The sequence below is a fragment of the Pseudomonas sp. A0308 genome, from assembly GCF_044218815.1.
GTDB classification, from domain to species: domain Bacteria; phylum Pseudomonadota; class Gammaproteobacteria; order Pseudomonadales; family Pseudomonadaceae; genus Aquipseudomonas; species Aquipseudomonas iridis.
Genome location: NZ_CP162581.1, coordinates 1581849 through 1599864 on the forward strand (window position 1 = coordinate 1581849; position 18016 = coordinate 1599864).

An 18016-nucleotide genomic window follows, 5' to 3' on the forward strand; every position below is an offset into this window, starting at 1 on the left:
CCTTCAATCAAAATGCTTGAGCGCTACAACTGGCCTCATCGCCAGCAGGCTGGCTCCTACATGGGTTTTGTGTCGTTCACAAGATCAAGACTGAACAGAGATTCAGTGTGGGAGCCAGCCTGCTGGCGATGCGGGTGACCCGGTTTCTTTGACTTCAGAACTGCCATGCCTGCCAAACATTTCAATACCCACTGCCCCGACTGGGCCGAGGCTTTGCTCAACGGTTTCAGTCAGATATTCCTCCAGCGCCATCCACTGTGCGGCCTGCTGTGTCTGCTGGCGATCCTGCTGACCGCGCCTGTGCTGTTCGCCGGTGCGCTGCTCGGCGCCGTCGCCGGATTGCTCACCGCGCAACGGCGCAACTACGCCAAGGCTGATCGCCAGGCCGGGTTGTTCAGTTACAACGGCGTCCTGCTTGGTTTGTTGCTGAGCCTGTATTTCCCGTGGTCACCGCTGCTGCCGCCGCTGATTCTCGCCGCCGGCGGCTTGAGCGCGATGCTCACGCAACAATGGCTCAAACATGTGTACCGCAACCGATCCATACCGGCCTACACCTCCCCGTTCGTGGCCATGAGTTGGGTGTTACTGCTGTTCGCCGAACCGTCGGCGCCGATAGCTCACGTCGAGATGAACCTGATCAATCTGTTCGCAGCCGAGTTCAAAGGGCTAGGACAGGTGATGTTCCTCGGGCATCCATTGGCCGGGGGGTTGATTGCCATCGGTTTGCTGATCGCTGATCGCCGCGCTTTTGCCTGGGCACTGCTGGCTTCTGCAATCGGTCTGGCGTCCAGTTTGCTGCACCACGAAACCAGTTCCGCGCTGCTGGGCCTGGGCAGCTACAACGCCGTGCTCGCCGCCCTCGCCTTCAGTGCTAAACGCGAACAACCGTGGTTGCCATTGCTCGGCATCGTCCTGGCATTGCTGATCACACCGCTGTTCGCCGCCATGGGGCTGGCCACTTTGACCGCGCCGTTCATCCTGGCCTGCTGGCTGATCCGCGCCGGTATCCAGATGCTTGGCAAAGCCAACGTCGACAGCACGCCTTGCGCTCAGGGGGAGAATCAACCTAGGCTGCGCTGATCTTTGATTCAGGCATTATTCATGGACAGCAGCAGCAACTGGCGTGAACGGCTTTACGTCATGATTTTCCAGAGCGACACCCTCGCCGGACGGCGCTTCGACGGCATTTTGCTGTTGATCATCCTCGCCAGTCTGGTGATCGTGATGCTCGACAGCATCGACAGCATTCACCAGAACTACGCCAACGTGCTGGCCTACATCGAGTGGGGTTTCACGATCATCTTTCTCGGTGAGTACATCCTGCGTCTTTACTGTTCGCCCAAGCCGCTGCGCTATGCCTTCAGTTTTTACGGGCTGGTTGATTTGCTGGCGATCGTGCCGGGCATTCTCGCGCTGTATTACAGCGATGCGCAGTACCTGCTGATTATTCGCATCATCCGCATGTTGCGGATTTTCCGCGTGCTCAAGCTCAGTCCGTACCTCAAGCAAGCCAATTACCTGATGTCGGCGCTGCGCGGCAGCAAACAGAAAATCGTGGTGTTTTTGGTCAGTGTCTGCACGCTGGTGACGGTGTTCGGTACGTTGATGTACGTGATCGAAGGCCCGGAGCACGGTTTCACCAGCATTCCCAAAGGCATCTATTGGGCTATCGTGACGCTGACCACCGTGGGTTTTGGCGACATCGTGCCGAAAACGCCTCTGGGTCAGGTGATTTCGTCGCTGGTGATGATCACCGGTTACTCGATCATCGCCGTGCCAACCGGGATTTTCACCGCCGAACTGGCCAACGCCATGCGCGGTGAACAGCTGCAACATGATTGCCCTGTGTGCAAGAAGAACAGCCACGAACATGGCGCCGCGTTTTGCTCGCGATGTGGCAACGCGCTTTTCAAAAAAATGGAATAAGCAAAGAGTTTTTTAATCTTTAAACGACTATGTCCGACCCGTTATAGTCAGTGGCAATTAAACATCACTCCCCTGTAGCAGACACAACAAGGAATGCGCAGTGAAAAAACTCTTTGGCGCCTCACTTCTCGCCGCTGGTCTCGCGTTCGGCAGCGTGGCTCAAGCCGCACCGACCCTGCTCAACGTTTCGTACGACGTGATGCGCGATTTCTACAAGGACTACAACACTGCGTTCCAGAAACACTGGCAAGCCGAGCACAACGAAAACATCACTGTGCAGATGTCCTTCGGCGGTTCAAGCAAACAGGCGCGATCGGTGATCGACGGCCTGCCGGCTGACGTCATCACCATGAACATGGCAACTGACATCAACGCCCTCGCCGACAACGGCAAACTGGTGCCGGAGAACTGGGTCACACGCCTGCCGAACAACAGCGCGCCGTTCACTTCCGCCACCGTGTTCATCGTCCGCAAAGGCAACCCGAAAGCCCTGAAAGACTGGCCGGATCTGCTCAAGGACGGCATACAAGTGATCGTGCCGAACCCGAAAACGTCGGGCAACGGCCGCTATACCTACCTGTCGGCATGGGGCTATGTGCTGAAGAACGGCGGTGACGAGAACAAGGCCAAGGACTTCGTCGGCAAACTGTTCAAGCAAGCGCCGGTGCTCGATACCGGTGGTCGCGCCGCCACCACCACCTTCATGACCAACCAGATCGGCGACGTGCTGGTGACCTTCGAGAACGAAGCCGAAATGATCGCCCGCGAGTTTGGCCGTGATCAGTTTGAAGTCGTCTACCCAAGTGTCTCCGCTGAGGCCGAGCCACCGGTTTCCGTGGTCGACAAAGTCGTCGACAAGAAAGGCTCGCGTGCGGCGGCTGATGAATATCTGAAGTACCTGTGGTCGCCACAAGGTCAGGAAATTGCTGCCGCCAACTACCTGCGCCCGCGTGATCCGGCGGTGCTGGCGAAGTACACCGATCGTTTCCCGAAAGTCGATTTCCTTTCGGTGGAGAAGACTTTTGGTGACTGGCGCACCGTGCAGAAGACTCACTTCAATGACGGTGGGGTGTTTGATCAGATTTACACGGGGCAGTAAGGCTTAAGTAGCAATGAAAAAGGCGACCTCGGCAGGTCGCCTTTTTTGTGTCCAGCATCCCCTCACCCCAGCCCTCTCCCGAGGGAGAGGGAGCCGACCACGTCGTTCTGAATCATGCGTCGACCTGAAAGATTGTGGCGATTATGGATTCGGTCACGCTCGTTCAGGTTGGCGTATTTCTCAAGCATCCCCCTATCAGTTCCCTCTCCCTCGGGAGAGGGCTAGGGTGAGGGGGGAGCGTGTGATCATAAGCACGCTATCGAACAGATGTAAGTGAATGTATCATCGGCGCTCACCAGTCGGACGCCAGTCCATCCAGGATGAAACGCTGAAACACCCCAACATTGCGCACCTTGATAACTGATATCAACCAAAGGCGTCTTCTGCCCGCCCGGTTTGTCCCATAGCCTCACCGCATTCCTTTCGCTGGATCGAGAAACCCTATGACCGCCACGACTCACGCAATGACCCGAGGCATGGTTCTGCTGTTCGCTTTTTGCTGCGGCGCCATCGTTGCCAACATCTACTACGCGCAGCCGATCATCGGCCTGATCGCGCCGGACATCGGTCTGACCGACACCATGGCCAGTTTCATCGTCTCGCTGACGCAGATCGGCTACGCGCTGGGCCTGTTCTTTCTGGTGCCGTTGGCGGACCTGCTGGAAAACCGCCGGTTGATGATCACCACCACGTTAGTCGCTATCGCCAGCCTGCTGGCTGCGGCGTTCACCGATCAACCCAACCTGTTTCTGCTGATCTCGTTGCTGGTGGGCTTCAGTTCGGTGTCGGTGCAGATCCTGATTCCATTGGCCGCGCATCTGGCGCCTGAGGAATCTCGCGGTCGCGTTGTCGGCGGAATCATGGGCGGTTTGTTGCTGGGCATCCTGTTGGCGCGACCGGTATCGAGCGTGGTGGCCGACCACTTGGGCTGGCGGGCGATGTTCATGATCGCGGCGGCGTTGATGGCGGCGATCAGCGTGGTGTTGGCGCTGACAGTCCCCAAGCGCCAACCGGATCACAGCGCATCCTATGGACAACTGCTCGGCTCGTTGTGGACGCTGCTGCGCCAGCAACCGGTGCTGCGTCAGCGTGCGTTTTATCAGGGCTGCATGTTCGCCGCGTTCAGCCTGTTCTGGACCGCAGTGCCGCTGGAACTGGCGCGCAATCATGGCCTGTCGCAAACCGAGATTGCGATCTTCGCCCTGGTCGGCGCCATCGGTGCCATCGCCGCGCCGATCAGCGGCCGCCTGGCCGACGCCGGCCACACCCGAATCGCGTCCTTGCTGGCCATGCTGTTCGCCAGCCTGAGCTTCCTGCCCGCCTTCATCCACCCGGCCTACAGCGTCATCGGCCTGGCCGTGACCGGCGTCGTCCTCGACTTCTGCGTGCAGATGAACATGGTGCTCGGCCAGCGTGCGGTGTACTCGCTGGACGCAAAAAGCCGTGGTCGTCTGAACGCGCTGTACATGACCAGTATCTTCATCGGCGGCGCTTTCGGCTCGTCGGTGGCCAGCGCGGTGTATGAGCATGGCGGTTGGTTATGGATCGTGATTGTCGGCAGCGTATTTCCGTTGCTGGCGTTGCTGCGATTTTTGAGTGTTTCTGAAAAGCGCTCACTGGCGGCTGCCTGACACGCTAAAAATATCGCCAGCAGACTCGCCCCCACAGGTTAAGCACTGACCCTGTGGGGCGTTGCCGTCAATACCGAACCAATTTTTCCATCGCCGCATCCGCCAGAAACGAGGAGCGGCTTTTGACGTTGTGCTCGCGCACATAACGGTCGATTCGCTGGATCACGTAACCGGGCAGCGTCACATTGACCTTTTCGGTCTTGCCCAGATACGGCGAGATATCCAGCTCCAGCATGCCCCAGCCCATCTCGGCGAATTCCGGATTATTGCGATGTGCCGCCGCCGAGGTCGGCAACGGGATCGAATGCCCATCCGCCGCAATCTCTTGCAGCATGAGGTGTGCAATCTCTACCGCTGCGTTGTACGCATCTTCAAAGGTATCCCCGGCCGTGACGGCGCCAGGAATATCGGGGATCTGAATACCAATGGCGGTGCTCTCATCGCCCCACTCGATGCAGATTGGATATTGCATTATGGATCTCCTTCATAGATGGCTGGCGGGTTGTACAACCCGGCACGCCTCCTGATGCTTTTGACCGTTCCCAATGGCAGATCCTTTTTCGGATGCGGGACGGGAATCGTGTTCGGGTTGTAACGGTGCCTGAAGATGTGATGACTGCCGGTGACACGATCCAGCGTCCAGCCCGCTTCCTCCAGTTCCTTGATCAATAACCTGCTTTGCACCAATCGCCTCCTTGCCAAGGCCCGTTAAAAATAACTCTAGAGTTATCTTTACTCAAGCACAGAAATTGGCAGAACGACGTCTGGTTGTTTTACAGGGTGTGATTGAAACCGCTAAACCCTGAGCTTTGTGCAGCACTTCCATGAGCAATTTTTGTGTAAAACCAACATGCACACAGCAAAACGGCGATCCGAAGATCGCCGTTTTCATTACTGCCCGAATTTCTTGCCCAACCCCGGAGGTACGCCGTGGATGTTGGTGTCTTCCCATGGGCCGTTGGGGCTGACCGCGCGGCTCCAGCCGTTGTTCCAGCGGTAGTAGGTGCGCTGGCGATAGAACGTATTGGTCTGATCGTCGAGAACGTAAACGCCGAGTTTCTGATCCCAGTGGCTGTTGCCGCCCGGTGGTGGGGCGAAGCTGGCCGAGGTGCGCGGGACGGGTTTTGCCGGTTTGGCCGGGATGCTTTTGCCTGGGGTCGGCGAAGTCGACGGGGTCGGGCTTGGCTGTGATGGCGGAATCGGCGGCAGGTTGGTAGTCGGTTCCGGTCGTTGCTGCACCGCACATGCACTCATGCCCAGGGCCAGTGTGAGGACTGTGATTCGGGCGATGGTGTGCATGTCGGTGCGTTCCTCTGGTTCCGGTTATTTATCCGGGCTGTCGATGGTCAGTTTTTGCGGCGCGGTGGTGCTGCTGGGCAAAGGCCCGCTGCGACCGACCCATTCACCAGCAGTCGGCTGGCCGGCACGGGAGACGCGCGCAACCAGTTGGACTTCAGGGAAGTTCGACAGTTTCAACTGCGGCATCATCGCATCGGCATCCCCCAGTTCGACAGTCACTGGCAGATCAGCCACGGTCAGGCGCTTGGCCGCCAATGGCGCCGGCGGGCCGGACGTAGCGCGGGCGAAAATGAACACGCTGTCGCCCGGTTGCACCTTGCCTTTGAGTTCGCTGGCCAGATCGACGCGGACTTTCAACAACGCGGCTTTCGGCGCTGTGGCCTCAGCGACTGTGCCGCCACTGGCCTTGAGACGCTCGGCTGCACGTTCGATTCCACCTTGCAGCGCGGCCCGGGATTTGTCGTCCGGCGGCAGTTGCGCCAGCAAGCGGTTCCAGTAATCGATGGCTTGCTGATAACGCTCGCCTTCAAACGCGGCGATGCCGAGCAGGCCGAGACTGGTCACTTCTTTCGGATCAGCCTTCAGTGCTTCGTCGGTCAGGGCCTGAATCTTGTCCGACCACTTTTTACCGTCGGCAAAATACTGTGCCTGCGCCCACTGACCAAGCAACTCCGGTTGGCGACCGGCGAGGTTGGCAGCGCGCTCGAACATCTTCGCCGCGTCCGCCGGACGCTCCTGAGCCATGTAGGTACGGCCGAGGAAGTAGAGGCCTTCAGCGGAATCCGGTTGCGCGGCAACGGCGCGCTCCAGACGCTGGGTCATCTCTTCCATCGACTGCGGCGCCTGGGCGAATTCGCGGGTCAGTTCAACCTTGTCGGCGGCGCCAAAGTGCAAGTACAGCGCCAGGCCCAATACCGGCACCAACACGGCAGCCAGCAGCGGCAACGGCTTGCCCAGTCGGGACACCCGCGGCGCAACGACACCTTCGGTATCGGCGAGCAGTTCACGCGCGGCTTCAGCGCGGCCGCTGTCCATTTGCACGGCATCGAGTACGCCTTCGGCCTGTTGCGTTTGCAACTCGGCAACGCGCTCCTGATAGAGCGCGACGTTCAGGGCAGTTCGATCCTCTTCACGCTGGGCGCGACGTTCACGCAATACCGGGATCAGCAGAAAACTCAGGGCGACCAGTAGCAACAGCCCTGCGGCGAGCCAGAAATCAATCATTCTTGGTTTTATCCAACAGTTGGTCGAGGCGCTGACGTTCTTCGGCAGACAGCGATTGCGGTGTCTCGGCGCGTTGTCCGCGACGGCGGCGGACGATCACGGCGATCACCACAAAACCACCGAGCAGCAGACCGGCCGGGCCAAACCACAGCAGCGCGGTCTTGGCGTTCAGCGCGGGTTTGTAGCGGACGAAATCACCGTAGCGATCGACCATGAAGTCGATGATCTGCTGATTGTCCTTGCCCTCGCCCAGCATGCGGAAAATCTCTTTGCGCAGGTCAGCGGCAATCGGTGCATTGGAGTCAGCGATGTCCTGATTCTGGCACTTGGGGCAACGCAGTTCCTTGGTCAGTTCGCGGAAACGCTCGCGATCACCTTCTTTGGCAAACTCGTAAGTGTCGATGGCCGCGTGAGCCACGCCGACCAGACTCAAACCCAGCACCAGGGCAGCTAAAAAGCGCTTCATGGCTTGGCCTCATCGACCAGCGCCTGGTACTTGGCCGCGAGTTTTTCGCGCCAGACCTGCTCGTCGATCACACCGACGTACTTGTCGCGGATGATGCCCTTGGCGTCGATGAAAAAGGTTTCCGGCGCGCCATAAACACCAAGGTTCAAACCCAGCGAGCCATCGTCGTCACGGATGTCGAGCTGATAAGGATTGTGGAACTCGGCCAGCCACTTCAAGGCATCGGCGTTGGTGTCCTTGTAGTTGATGCCGTAGATCACCACCCCGCGTTCGGCGAGCTTGTTCAGCACCGGATGCTCGACCCGGCAGGAAATGCACCAGGTGCCCCAGACGTTAACCAGTGCCGGTTTGCCGAGAATATCGGCTTTGGTCAGGGTTTTATCACCCTGCACGTTTGGCAGGGAAAACTCCGGAAATGGCTTGTTGATCATGGCCGACGGCAGTTCCGCCGGATCGAGGTACAGACCGCGATAAAGGAATACCGCCACCAGCAGAAAAATCGCCAGGGGCACCAGCATCAACCAACGTCTCATGCAGCCGCTCCTTCCATGCCCAGCGCTTCACGCACCCGGGCTTTAACCTTGACTCGGTAGCGTCGATCCATCGCCGCCAGCAACCCGCCGAAACCTGTCAGCAAGCCGCCGAACCAGATCCAGCGCACGAACGGTTTGACGTGTACGCGCACCGCCCAGGCGCCGTTTTCCAGCGGTTCACCCAATGCGACGTAGAGGTCACGGGTGAAACCGGCGTCGATTCCGGCTTCGGTCATCACCGAATTCTGCACCGTATACAGACGCTTCTCAGGGTGCAGTACGCTGATTTCCTTGCCGTCACGGATCACCCGGATTGTGCCTTTGTCGGACGTGAAGTTCGGCCCTTCGAAGTGCTTGGCGCCTTCGAACACAAACTGATATCCGCCCAGATCCATCGACTCGCCCGGTGCCAGACGCAGGTCGCGCTCGGCACTGTTCTGGCTCGACAACACCACGCCCAACGCGCAAACGGCGATACCGAGGTGAGCGATCTGCATGCCCCAATAGCTGCGAGTCAGCGTTGGCAGGCCTTTGATCAGGCCTTTGTGGCGCGTCTTGTCGAAGATGTCGCGCACACCGGCGAGCAATACCCACGCGGCGAGCAGGAAGGTGGCGATCACCGCCCAGTTGAAATCGCCGTAAGCAATACCGGCGATCACGGCCAGAGCAACGCTGCCGAGCAGCACCGGGGCCAGCATGTTCAACAGCCATTTCACCGGCGTGTCTTTCCAGCGCACGAGCATGCCCACCGCCATCACCATCATCAACAACGCCATCAACGGAATGAACAACGCGTTGAAGTATGGCGGTCCGACCGACAGTTTGGCGCCGCTCAAGGCATCGAGAATCAGCGGATACAACGTGCCAAGCAGGATCATTGACGCCGCCACGACCAGTACCAGGTTGTTGCCCAGCAGCAGCGTTTCACGCGACCACAGGTTGAACCCGACCTGGCTTTTTACGACCGGTGCGCGCAACGCAAACAGGGTCAGCGAACCACCGACGACAAACAGCAGGAAGATCAGGATGAACACGCCGCGCTCCGGGTCGGACGCAAATGCATGCACCGAAGTCAGCACACCGGAACGCACCAGGAACGTACCAAGCAGGCTCAGCGAGAAAGCGGCAATCGCCAGCAACACCGTCCAGCTTTTAAACACGCCACGTTTCTCGGTAACCGCCAGCGAGTGAATCAGCGCGGTACCGACCAGCCATGGCATGAACGAGGCGTTTTCCACCGGGTCCCAGAACCACCAGCCGCCCCAGCCGAGTTCGTAGTAAGCCCACCACGATCCGAGGGTGATACCGATACCGAGAAAGGCCCAGGCAACGATGGTCCAGGGACGCGACCAGCGCGCCCACGCCGCATCAAGACGACCGCCCATCAATGCCGCGATGGCGAACGCGAACGCCACCGAAAACCCGACGTAACCCATGTACAACATCGGCGGGTGAACGATCAGGCCGATGTCTTGCAACAAGGGATTCAGGTCAGCGCCATCGCTGGGCATTTGCGGCAGGATGCGTTTGAACGGGTTGGACGTGAGGATCAGGAACAGCAGGAAACCGGTGCTGATCATGCCCATCACTGCCAGCACACGGGCGAGCATCACTTGCGGCAACTGGCGCGAGAACACCGACACGGCGAACGTCCAGCCGCCGAGGATCAATGCCCACAGCAGCAACGAGCCTTCGTGGGCGCCCCACACCGCGCTGAATTTGTAATACCACGGCAACGCGCTGTTGGAGTTGTTGGCCACATAGGCGACGGAGAAGTCATCGGCCATGAATGCGTAGGTCAGGCAGCCGAAGGCGAACAGCAGAAACGCGAACTGCCCCCACGCGGCCGGCTGGGCCAGACTCATCCAGAAACGGTCACCGCGCCAGGCACCGACCAATGGCACCACGGCCTGCACCAGCGCAAAACACAGCGCCAGAATCATCGCCAGATGGCCGAGCTCGGGAATAAAGATTGCGGAAGTCATCAATCAACTCTCCTTCGCTGGGGTCGGGGCGGATTGACCGCTGTCTTTCAACGCTTTGGTCACTTCCGGCGGCATGTACTTCTCGTCATGCTTGGCCAGCACTTCATCAGCGACGACTACACCGTCGGCGTTGATCTTGCCCAGGGCGACAATGCCCTGCCCTTCGCGAAACAGGTCTGGAAGGATGCCGCGATAGGTAATGGTCACGGATTTCTTGAAATCGGTGACGACGAATCTGACGTCCAGCGAGTCCGGGGAGCGTTGCAGTGAACCGGCCTCCACCATGCCGCCAGCGCGAATACGCGTACCCTGCGGTGCTTCGCCATTGGCGATCTGGGTTGGCGTGTAAAACAGGTTGATGTTTTCCTGCAGCGCGCTCAAGGCCAGGCCGACAGCAGCACCGACCCCGACCAGAATTGCCAGAATGATGATCAGACGCTTTTTACGCAGCGGATTCACTTGCCGTTCTCCCGGCGCAGACGACGCGCCTCTTGTTGCAGATAGCGCTTGCGGGCGGCAATTGGCGCCGCGACGTTGAGGACCAGTACCGCCAGACAGATGCCGTAGGCCGACCAGACATACAGGCCATGATGGCCCATGGCGAGGAAGTCGCCGAATGAAGCAAAACTCATCGCGCGCCCTCCAGACTGTTCTGCACTTCTTCTTTCACCCAACTGGCGCGGGCTTCGCGCTTGAGCACTTCGAGGCGCATGCGCAGCAACAACACGGCGCCGAAGAAGCAGTAGAAACCCAACACAGTCAGCAGCAGCGGCAGCCACATTTCGACAGGCATTGCCGGTTTTTCGGTGAGGGTGAAAGTCGCGCCCTGGTGCAGGGTGTTCCACCACTCCACCGAGTATTTGATGATCGGGATGTTGATCACGCCGACGATGGCCAACACTGCGCAGGCCTTGGCGGCGCTGTCGCGGTTGCTGATCGCGTTGCCCAGCGCGATCAGGCCGAAATACAGGAACAGCAGAATCAGCATCGAAGTCAGGCGAGCATCCCAGACCCACCACGAGCCCCACGTCGGTTTGCCCCAGATCGCCCCGGTGACCAGCGCCACGGCGGTCATCCACGCGCCGATCGGTGCGGCGCATTGCAGGGCGACGTCGGCCAGTTTCATCTTCCACACCAGACCGACAACACCGCACACCGCCAGCATCACGTAGATCGACTGAGCGAGCATCGCGGCGGGCACGTGAATGTAGATGATGCGAAAGCTGTTGCCTTGCTGATAATCCGGCGGCGCGAAGGCCAGGCCCCAGACTACGCCGACACCAATCAGCAGCAACGCTGCAATGCTCAACCACGGCAAAAACTTGCTGCTGATGCCGTAGAACCACTTGGGCGAGCCGAGCTTGTGAAACCAGGTCCAGTTCATACTGTATCCATCACGGGTGCCGCTCATCGGTGTGAGCTGGCATTTGGGTCATGCCTTTCCTGAAAAAAGCGGTTAATTTTTAACCAGACCTCATTATTATTCGCCGACGCTGATCTTCAGGCCAGCCGCTATTGCAAAGGGTGTCAGGGTTATCGCCAGGGCGGTCAGGCTCCCAAGCCACAGCAGATAACCGGTCGCCGGCATGCCTTGCAAGGCTGCCTGCAAGGCGCCACTGCCGAGGATCAACACCGGGATGTACAACGGCAGAATCAGCAGCGCCAGCAACAGGCCGCCCCGCTTCAAACCCACAGTCAGTGCCGCGCCCACCGCGCCGAGCAAGCTCAGCACCGGGGTACCCAGTAGCAATGACAGCAGCAATACCGGCAGACAGGCAGCAGGCAAACCGAGCATCAACGCCAGCAAGGGTGAGAGCAAAACCAGCGCCAGCCCGGAAAAGAGCCAGTGTGCCAGCACCTTGGCCAAAACCAGAAGTGGCAGCGGGTGCGACGAAAGGACCCACTGCTCCAGAGAGCCGTCTTCGAAATCACTGCGGAAAAGCCCGTCCAGCGAGAGCAGCACGGATAAAAGCGCCGCCACCCAGACTAACCCCGGGGACAGGTTTTGCAACACTTGAGTTTCCGGGCCGACGGCCAGCGGGAACAAGGCGATGACGATGGCAAAGAAAATCAGTGGATTGGCCAGCTCCGCCGGGCGGCGAAACAGCAGTCGGGATTCACGGGCAACCAGCAGGCCGAACACACTCATACTGCCCAGCTCCCCAAATCGATGTCGCGATAACCCGAAGGCATGCGTGTCAGGGTGTGGTGCGTGGTCAATACGACGAGACCGCCGCGCTCACAGTGTCCGGCCAGATGTTCTTCAAGTTGCGCCACGCCCTGCTTGTCGAGAGCGGTAAACGGCTCATCGAGAATCCACAGCGGCGGGCTATCGAGATACAGACGCGCCAGCGCCACGCGGCGTTGTTGACCGGCAGAAAGACTGTGGCAGGGAACATCTTCGAATCCGCGCAATCCTACCGCTGCCAGTGCTTGCCAGATCGCATCGCGTTCGGCGGGATGATGCAGGGCGCAGAGCCACGACAGGTTCTCTTCCGGAGTCAGCAAATCCTTGATCCCGGCGGCATGGCCGATCCACAACAGATTGCGCGCCAGTTCACTGCGTTGCTCGGTCAATGGCTGACCATTGAGCAGGACCTGACCTTCGGTCGGCTGCATCAGACCGGCCAGCAAACGCAGCAAACTGGTTTTACCGCTGCCGTTCGGGCCGCTGATCTGCACCATATCGCCGCTGACGAGTCGCAATTCGAGATTTTCGAAGAGCAGCCTCAGATCACGTTCACACGCGAGGGCAACGGTTTGCAGGACAGGACTGGTCAAGGGATCACGGGCCTTATACGGTTCAAGTCGGCTCTGGCGCGGCCGTTAAAGAGATGCAGCATAAATGCAATGACGGCTCGATCTAGAGAGCTGCGTCAAACAATTGCTATGTTTTTTGAACGAAGCGCAAGACGGGCGGCATTATACATGTCGTGCCTTACTCTCAAGAGTGCAATTTCCTCAGGTTGTGTCCGCGTATGACAGGCGAAATGAACATCCTCCCGCTCCCCACGACCACCCCGGCGACCGTTCGCCCGCAGGTCGGCGAGTTGCTCAAGCTGCTGACACCGGTCGAAGGCTTGATCGGGACCGGCCAGAGCGCCAAGGCTGAGGTGTTGTCACTCAAGCAGGCGGATCAGACGTTTGAACTGCTGCTCAAGGTAACGCTGGACAGCGGTCGCCAGACCACCGTGCAAGCGACCAGCAATCTACCGCTGGCGCAAGGCACCAGTCTGGCGATCACTCAGCCGTCTGCGGGTAACCTGGCGATTACCGTGCAACAGGCCATTGCCAGCAGCGTTGCCGCCCTCACCCGCATCGACACGGCGCAATTGCCCGTGGGCACCCTGCTGCAAGGCAAAGTGCTGACTTCGCAGGTGCTCCCGCAAACGCCGGGGCAAACGACGGTGTTTCGTTCGATGGTCAGCCTGCTCAATACCGCCTTGAGCGGCAGCACATTGACCATCGACAGCCCGCAGCCACTGCGCATCGGCACCCTGCTCTCGGCGTTGGTAGAAGATTCGCAAACGTTGAAATTCCTGCCGCTGAGCAGTCGTCAGGAGCAATTGGCCGTGAGCCAGCAACTGGTCGGCCAGCAAGGTCGTCAGGCTTCATTGACCGGCTTGCTGAACGCGCTGCAAAACCTGCCAGCCAACACCGATCAAACGTCGACAGATTTACGCGCTGCGGTAGATCGCCTGCTCGCCAGCCTGCCGAACGTGCAACAGCTGAGCACCGCCAAAGGCGTCGCACAGGCCTTGGCCAACAGCGGCATGTTTCTCGAAGCCAAACTGCTGACCGGACAAACCCCGACGCTGGCACCGGACATGAAAGCCGACCTGCTCAAACTGGTCGCGCAACTGACACCGGGCCTGCCTAGCAGCACCAGTTTCAACGCGATCATCGCCGCCAACACCCTCGCGCAGGCGATGCCGAGTTTCGTACGCAACGCCCTCGGCATGCTCGGCCAGGTCAGCGCCAAACCGCTGCCCAGCAGCTTCCCGCTGCCCGACCGTTTGCTGCAAAGCCAGGACGGCGAAGGTGATCTGGAGCATTTGCTGCGCCTCGCTGCTGCTGCCATCTCGCGCTTGCAAAGCCATCAGTTGTCGAGCCTGGAACAGACTGGCGTCACCGATGACGGGCGGCTGCTCAGCACCTGGCAGCTGGAAATTCCCATGCGCAACCTGCAAGACATCGTGCCGTTGCAGGTCAAGTTCCAGCGCGAAGAAGCGCCGGAGAAAGAACCGCAACCGAACGAGCGCCGCGACGAACGCGAGCCGAAACAACAACTGTGGCGCGTCGATCTGGCGTTCGACATGGAGCCGCTCGGGCCGATGCAGATTCAGGCGCAGTTGATCGCCGGCAGCCTGTCGGGCCAGTTGTGGGCCGAACGGCCGTACACCGCAGATCTGATCGAAAACAACCTGTTCGCGCTGCGCCAGCGCCTGCTGGATCGTGGGCTCAACGTTGGTGATATCGACTGTCACCACGGCACCCCGCCACAAGGCAACCAAACCCGTCTCGACCACCGCTGGGTTGATGAAACCGCATGAATGACGCCACCGCTCCACGCCAGGCCATCGCCCTCAAGTACGACGGCAACCACGCCCCGACGCTCACCGCCAAAGGTGATGACGAACTGGCCGAAGAAATCCTGCGGATCGCCCGCGACTGTGAAGTGCCGATCTATGAGAACGCCGAACTGGTGCGACTGTTGGCGCGAATGGAATTGGGCGACAGCATTCCCGAAGAGCTGTACCGCACCATCGCGGAGATCATCGCGTTTGCGTGGAATCTGAAGGGGAAATTCCCCGAGGGTCATGACCCGGATGCACCGATGGTCGAGAAGGACATCACCGAGCGCGGGGATGATTATTAAGCCGTAAAAGCAAAGATCGCAGCCTTCGGCAGCTCCTACAGGGTTATCTACCCACCTGCAGGAGCTGCCGAAGGCTGCGATCTTTTGACTTTTCTTGCAGCTTTCTGCTTGAAGCTTCTAGCTGCTCTTGTGCAACTTACGCATCAACTCCGCCTCAGCCTGGGTCAAGCCACAGGACTGAGTCAGCTCATCAACGCTCGCGCCCATCCCCACCAGTTTCGCCGCTTGGGCGAACGACAGGCTGGATGGATCACGCTGTTCCAGCTGAACGATTTTGTCCGGCAACGGACCGACTACCGCCCGCAGCTCGTGCAGGGCTTCGCCCATGCGCACATTACCGTTCTGATAATCGTCAACGCGCTTGGCCAGTTCCTTGATGCGCTGATCACGCAGCGCATCGCCCTCGGCCTGTTGCGCAGCGATCACCCGCTGCGCCTTGATGTACGCCAGAAACATTGCCAGCGTGCCTGCCCAGAAGAGGAACAGGACAATGACCGCAACTTCGAGAATCAATCAGATGTTCTCCAGGTCCGACCACTCTTCTTCGCTCATCATCTTGTCCAGCTCGACCAGGATCAGCAACTCGTTGTTCTTGTTGCATACGCCCTGGATGAACTTGGCCGACTCTTCGTTACCGACGTTTGGCGCCGTTTCGATTTCCGACTGACGCAGGTAAACCACTTCGGCCACGCTGTCGACCATGATGCCGACGACTTGCTTGTCGGCTTCGATGATGACGATACGGGTGTTGTCGCTGATCTCGCCGGTGCTCAGGCCGAAGCGCTGACGGGTGTCGATCACGGTGACCACGTTACCGCGCAGGTTGATGATGCCCAGCACGTAGCTTGGCGCACCCGGCACCGGAGCGATCTCGGTGTAGCGCAGCACTTCCTGAACGCGCATCACGTTGATGCCGTAGGTTTCGTTGTCCAGCTTGAAGGTCACCCATTGCAGGATCGGATCTTCAGAACCCTTTGCCGCCGTCGCCTTGTCGTTCATACCCTAGCCCCTCGAAGTACCGCCCCTGGCGGTGTATGTTCTATGCCCCGCCATGCGTATGCCGGTGCTTGTCTGTTATGTAAGTGTTAAGTCGGTTTGTGGTTCGGCTTACTGCCGGGCATGTGCTTTGCCCCGCCGCTGGCGATCAACTCCGCAAGAGCTGCGACATCGAGCAAGGCGCACATGTGTTCAATCACGGTGCCGGCAAGCCATGGCCGCTGACCCCGATGACTTCTCCATTTGATTTCATTCGGATCAAGACGCAACGAACGACTGACCTGATGCACCGCCAGGCCCCACTCGTAACCTTGTACCGAAATCACGTACTGCAAGCCCTGACGGAAATCATCGCGATAGCGATCCGGCATGACCCAGCGCGCGGTGTCCAGAACTTTCAGGTTGCCGGCCTGGCTCGGCAGAATCCCGAGGAACCATTCCGGCTGACCGAACAGCGGCGTCAACTCGTGACCGGCCAGCGAGTAGATCGAGCCCAGGCAAACCAGTGGCACGGCCAGGGTCAATCCGGCGACATCGAACAGCAGGCATTCGAAGGCTTCGGAGGCCCAGGCCGGACGGCCGTCGGTGTCGACCGGCGGCGGTGTGTTGCTTGGCGGCAGATGCACTTCCACCAGCGGCGTGACGAGCGCTTGAACAACCGGTTCGGCCGCTGGTGCTTCTGGCTCTGGCTCTGGCTCGACGGGTTCAGGCACAGCTTGCAGCAACTGCGTTTGCAGCAGCGGCGCAAGGGTCGATACCACGCGCACAGGTTCAGCCGTTTCGAGCAACACCACGGGCGCCCTGGCCACCGGGGCGGGCGCAGCGACCGGCGCCACAGCTCTGGCTGCTTTCTCGGCATCGCGCGCCTGCTCTTCAAGCACCGCCGCCTGGAACTCATCCAGCGCTTCGGCGCTTTCAATCACCTCAGGCTGGGAAGCGACCTGCACCGGCAACTCGTCCGGGATCTCCTCCAACAAGCTGTCCAGATACGACTGCAACGCCATCTGCGGCTTGGAGGTCAACTTCACCGGCCGATTCATACACAACCGCCTGCAGGAGCTGCGGAACGCTGCGATGTTTTGATTTTTTCAGAAGCGCCACAAAACCCGATCAAAAGATCGCAGCCTGCGGCAGCTCCTACACAGGGCAAAATCATCTCAAGCCACCTGCGCAACAAGTTGTTGCGCCAACAGATGCTTGAGCAGCGCGCGGTAAGCCAGCACACCACGACTCTTGCCGTCGAATTGCGAAGGCGTGACACCCGCGCGGCTGGCGTCGCGCAGACGCGTATCGACCGGGATGTAGCCCTGCCAGATATCGTCGGGAAATTTGTCGCGCAGCACGCGCAATGTGCTCATCGACGCTTGAGTACGGCGGTCGAACAACGTCGGCACGATGCTGAACGGCAGCGCCTGTTTGCGTGAGCGGTTGATCATCGCCAACGTGTTGACCATGCGCTCCAGGCCTTTGACAGCCAGGTGCTCGGTCTGTACCGGGATCACCAGTTGCTGGCTCGCCGCGAGGGCGTTGACCATCAGCACGCCGAGCAACGGCGGGCTGTCGATGACTGCATAATCAAAGTCCTGCCACAACTGCGCCAGACTCTTGGCGATCACCAGCCCCAGGCCACTTTGCCCAGGCGACTGGCGCTCAAGCGTTGCCAGCGCGGTGCTCGATGGCAGCAGGGAAATGCGTTCGTCACTGGTCGACAGCAGCAACTGTCCGGGCAAGCCTTGCGGCACGCTGCCCTTGTGCAGGAACAGGTCGTAGTTGCTGTGTTCCAGGCTGTCGGGATCGTAGCCGAAATAGCTGGTCATCGAGCCGTGTGGGTCGAGATCGACCACGACCACGCGCTTGCCCGCCTCGGCCAGCAATCCGGCTAAAGCGATGGAAGAGGTGGTTTTACCGACCCCACCCTTTTGATTGGCGACTGCCCAGACTCTCATTCAGTTCGTTCCTCCCGACCGAGATGCTCGGC

22 protein-coding genes are annotated in these 18016 nt (G+C 59.6%); 6 read left to right on the forward strand and 16 right to left on the reverse strand.

The features are described 5' to 3' along the window. The first annotated feature begins 165 nt into the window (after positions 1–165). The 4 genes from AB4P92_RS07375 to AB4P92_RS07390 all read left to right on the forward strand — a co-directional run bounded on the left by AB4P92_RS07375 (position 166) and on the right by AB4P92_RS07390 (position 4656). Positions 166–1080 carry an urea transporter gene (locus tag AB4P92_RS07375; RefSeq protein ID WP_395599197.1) on the forward strand — a complete coding sequence of 305 codons (915 nt, stop codon included), beginning with the start codon at positions 166–168 and terminating at the stop codon, positions 1078–1080. Between the two features lie 21 nt (positions 1081–1101). Then, entirely contained in the window at positions 1102–1926 is an 825-nt protein-coding gene (locus AB4P92_RS07380) for an ion transporter (protein WP_042558270.1), read from the forward strand. Between the two features lie 100 nt (positions 1927–2026). After that, positions 2027–3025: a sulfate ABC transporter substrate-binding protein gene (locus AB4P92_RS07385; RefSeq protein WP_395599198.1), complete on the forward strand. Its 999-nt coding sequence runs from the start codon at positions 2027–2029 to the stop codon at positions 3023–3025. A 443-nt stretch (positions 3026–3468) separates the two neighbouring features. Further along, positions 3469–4656 carry an MFS transporter gene (locus AB4P92_RS07390; RefSeq protein WP_395599199.1) on the forward strand — a complete coding sequence of 396 codons (1188 nt, stop codon included), beginning with the start codon at positions 3469–3471 and terminating at the stop codon, positions 4654–4656. Positions 4657–4723: 67 nt separating this feature from the next. Here the strand turns inward: AB4P92_RS07390 and AB4P92_RS07395 are convergent, their stop codons facing one another. The 12 genes from AB4P92_RS07395 to ccmA form a co-directional block, all read right to left on the reverse strand. Continuing rightward, the gene (locus tag AB4P92_RS07395; protein ID WP_115147808.1) at positions 4724–5128 is read right to left on the reverse strand and encodes a type II toxin-antitoxin system HicB family antitoxin; all 405 of its coding nucleotides are present in this window, start codon (positions 5126–5128) and stop codon (positions 4724–4726) included. Continuing rightward, positions 5128–5340 (reverse strand): type II toxin-antitoxin system HicA family toxin, encoded by a 213-nt coding sequence (locus AB4P92_RS07400; protein ID WP_115147809.1) that lies wholly within the window; start codon positions 5338–5340, stop codon positions 5128–5130. Before AB4P92_RS07400 ends, AB4P92_RS07395 begins: the two co-directional genes overlap by 1 nt. A gap of 207 nt (positions 5341–5547) precedes the next feature. Then, positions 5548–5955, reverse strand: a complete 408-nt coding sequence (locus AB4P92_RS07405) for a hypothetical protein (RefSeq protein ID WP_042558265.1) — start codon at positions 5953–5955, stop codon at positions 5548–5550. Between the two features lie 24 nt (positions 5956–5979). Further along, on the reverse strand, positions 5980–7179 hold the full coding sequence (gene ccmI, locus AB4P92_RS07410) for a c-type cytochrome biogenesis protein CcmI (RefSeq protein ID WP_261736950.1): 1200 nt from the start codon (positions 7177–7179) through the stop codon (positions 5980–5982). Further along, the gene (locus AB4P92_RS07415; protein WP_042558263.1) at positions 7172–7645 is read right to left on the reverse strand and encodes a cytochrome c-type biogenesis protein; all 474 of its coding nucleotides are present in this window, start codon (positions 7643–7645) and stop codon (positions 7172–7174) included. The genes ccmI and AB4P92_RS07415 overlap by 8 nt, the downstream gene beginning before the upstream one ends. Then, a complete protein-coding gene (locus tag AB4P92_RS07420; protein ID WP_042558262.1) occupies positions 7642–8178 on the reverse strand; it encodes a DsbE family thiol:disulfide interchange protein in 537 nt (178 codons plus the stop codon). Before AB4P92_RS07420 ends, AB4P92_RS07415 begins: the two co-directional genes overlap by 4 nt. Then, the gene (locus AB4P92_RS07425) at positions 8175–10163 is read right to left on the reverse strand and encodes a heme lyase CcmF/NrfE family subunit (RefSeq protein WP_115147811.1); all 1989 of its coding nucleotides are present in this window, start codon (positions 10161–10163) and stop codon (positions 8175–8177) included. Before AB4P92_RS07425 ends, AB4P92_RS07420 begins: the two co-directional genes overlap by 4 nt. 3 nt (positions 10164–10166) lie before the next feature. Beyond that, on the reverse strand, positions 10167–10622 hold the full coding sequence (gene ccmE, locus AB4P92_RS07430) for a cytochrome c maturation protein CcmE (RefSeq protein ID WP_042558260.1): 456 nt from the start codon (positions 10620–10622) through the stop codon (positions 10167–10169). After that, positions 10619–10795 carry a heme exporter protein CcmD gene (gene ccmD, locus AB4P92_RS07435; protein ID WP_007959239.1) on the reverse strand — a complete coding sequence of 59 codons (177 nt, stop codon included), beginning with the start codon at positions 10793–10795 and terminating at the stop codon, positions 10619–10621. Before ccmD ends, ccmE begins: the two co-directional genes overlap by 4 nt. After that, complete coding sequence (locus AB4P92_RS07440) at positions 10792–11547, reverse strand: heme ABC transporter permease (protein ID WP_042558258.1); 756 nt, start codon at positions 11545–11547, stop codon at positions 10792–10794. The genes ccmD and AB4P92_RS07440 overlap by 4 nt, the downstream gene beginning before the upstream one ends. 96 nt (positions 11548–11643) lie before the next feature. Then, positions 11644–12312, reverse strand: a complete 669-nt coding sequence (gene ccmB, locus AB4P92_RS07445) for a heme exporter protein CcmB (protein ID WP_007919970.1) — start codon at positions 12310–12312, stop codon at positions 11644–11646. Beyond that, on the reverse strand, positions 12309–12944 hold the full coding sequence (gene ccmA / locus AB4P92_RS07450; protein ID WP_042558256.1) for a cytochrome c biogenesis heme-transporting ATPase CcmA: 636 nt from the start codon (positions 12942–12944) through the stop codon (positions 12309–12311). The genes ccmB and ccmA overlap by 4 nt, the downstream gene beginning before the upstream one ends. Before the next feature lie 197 nt (positions 12945–13141). On the opposite strand from ccmA, the gene AB4P92_RS07455 reads away from it, so the two are divergent. Then, positions 13142–14716, forward strand: a complete 1575-nt coding sequence (locus AB4P92_RS07455; RefSeq protein WP_200610783.1) for a flagellar hook-length control protein FliK — start codon at positions 13142–13144, stop codon at positions 14714–14716. Continuing rightward, on the forward strand, positions 14713–15042 hold the full coding sequence (locus AB4P92_RS07460) for an EscU/YscU/HrcU family type III secretion system export apparatus switch protein (RefSeq protein ID WP_047300283.1): 330 nt from the start codon (positions 14713–14715) through the stop codon (positions 15040–15042). The genes AB4P92_RS07455 and AB4P92_RS07460 overlap by 4 nt, the downstream gene beginning before the upstream one ends. Before the next feature lie 117 nt (positions 15043–15159). Here AB4P92_RS07460 and AB4P92_RS07465 read toward each other — a convergent pair whose 3' ends face one another. The 4 genes from AB4P92_RS07465 to AB4P92_RS07480 all read right to left on the reverse strand — a co-directional run bounded on the left by AB4P92_RS07465 (position 15160) and on the right by AB4P92_RS07480 (position 17984). After that, positions 15160–15555 carry a DUF2802 domain-containing protein gene (locus AB4P92_RS07465; protein WP_042558252.1) on the reverse strand — a complete coding sequence of 132 codons (396 nt, stop codon included), beginning with the start codon at positions 15553–15555 and terminating at the stop codon, positions 15160–15162. Continuing rightward, on the reverse strand, positions 15556–16041 hold the full coding sequence (locus AB4P92_RS07470; RefSeq protein ID WP_042558251.1) for a chemotaxis protein CheW: 486 nt from the start codon (positions 16039–16041) through the stop codon (positions 15556–15558). 86 nt (positions 16042–16127) lie between these two features. Further along, a complete protein-coding gene (locus AB4P92_RS07475) occupies positions 16128–17078 on the reverse strand; it encodes a CheW domain-containing protein (RefSeq protein ID WP_200610785.1) in 951 nt (316 codons plus the stop codon). 117 nt (positions 17079–17195) lie between these two features. After that, entirely contained in the window at positions 17196–17984 is a 789-nt protein-coding gene (locus AB4P92_RS07480; RefSeq protein ID WP_042558249.1) for a ParA family protein, read from the reverse strand. Positions 17985–18016 lie beyond the last annotated feature (32 nt).

Bases quoted from the DNA above. Each gene is read 5' to 3' on its own strand.
- AB4P92_RS07460 (WP_047300283.1), top strand. From the start codon at position 14,713: ATGAATGACGCCACCGCTCCACGCCAGGCCATCGCCCTCAAGTACGAC.
- ccmD (WP_007959239.1), bottom strand. From the start codon at position 10,795: ATGAGTTTTGCTTCATTCGGCGACTTCCTCGCCATGGGCCATCATGGC.
- AB4P92_RS07395 (WP_115147808.1), bottom strand. From the start codon at position 5,128: ATGCAATATCCAATCTGCATCGAGTGGGGCGATGAGAGCACCGCCATT.
- AB4P92_RS07390 (WP_395599199.1), top strand. From the start codon at position 3,469: ATGACCGCCACGACTCACGCAATGACCCGAGGCATGGTTCTGCTGTTC.
- AB4P92_RS07425 (WP_115147811.1), bottom strand. From the start codon at position 10,163: ATGACTTCCGCAATCTTTATTCCCGAGCTCGGCCATCTGGCGATGATT.
- AB4P92_RS07440 (WP_042558258.1), bottom strand. From the start codon at position 11,547: ATGAACTGGACCTGGTTTCACAAGCTCGGCTCGCCCAAGTGGTTCTAC.
- AB4P92_RS07405 (WP_042558265.1), bottom strand. From the start codon at position 5,955: ATGCACACCATCGCCCGAATCACAGTCCTCACACTGGCCCTGGGCATG.
- AB4P92_RS07470 (WP_042558251.1), bottom strand. From the start codon at position 16,041: ATGAACGACAAGGCGACGGCGGCAAAGGGTTCTGAAGATCCGATCCTG.
- AB4P92_RS07475 (WP_200610785.1), bottom strand. From the start codon at position 17,078: ATGAATCGGCCGGTGAAGTTGACCTCCAAGCCGCAGATGGCGTTGCAG.
- AB4P92_RS07415 (WP_042558263.1), bottom strand. From the start codon at position 7,645: ATGAAGCGCTTTTTAGCTGCCCTGGTGCTGGGTTTGAGTCTGGTCGGC.
- AB4P92_RS07455 (WP_200610783.1), top strand. From the start codon at position 13,142: ATGACAGGCGAAATGAACATCCTCCCGCTCCCCACGACCACCCCGGCG.
- AB4P92_RS07375 (WP_395599197.1), top strand. From the start codon at position 166: ATGCCTGCCAAACATTTCAATACCCACTGCCCCGACTGGGCCGAGGCT.
- AB4P92_RS07380 (WP_042558270.1), top strand. From the start codon at position 1,102: ATGGACAGCAGCAGCAACTGGCGTGAACGGCTTTACGTCATGATTTTC.
- ccmI (WP_261736950.1), bottom strand. From the start codon at position 7,179: ATGATTGATTTCTGGCTCGCCGCAGGGCTGTTGCTACTGGTCGCCCTG.
- ccmB (WP_007919970.1), bottom strand. From the start codon at position 12,312: ATGAGTGTGTTCGGCCTGCTGGTTGCCCGTGAATCCCGACTGCTGTTT.
- AB4P92_RS07480 (WP_042558249.1), bottom strand. From the start codon at position 17,984: ATGAGAGTCTGGGCAGTCGCCAATCAAAAGGGTGGGGTCGGTAAAACC.
- AB4P92_RS07420 (WP_042558262.1), bottom strand. From the start codon at position 8,178: ATGAGACGTTGGTTGATGCTGGTGCCCCTGGCGATTTTTCTGCTGGTG.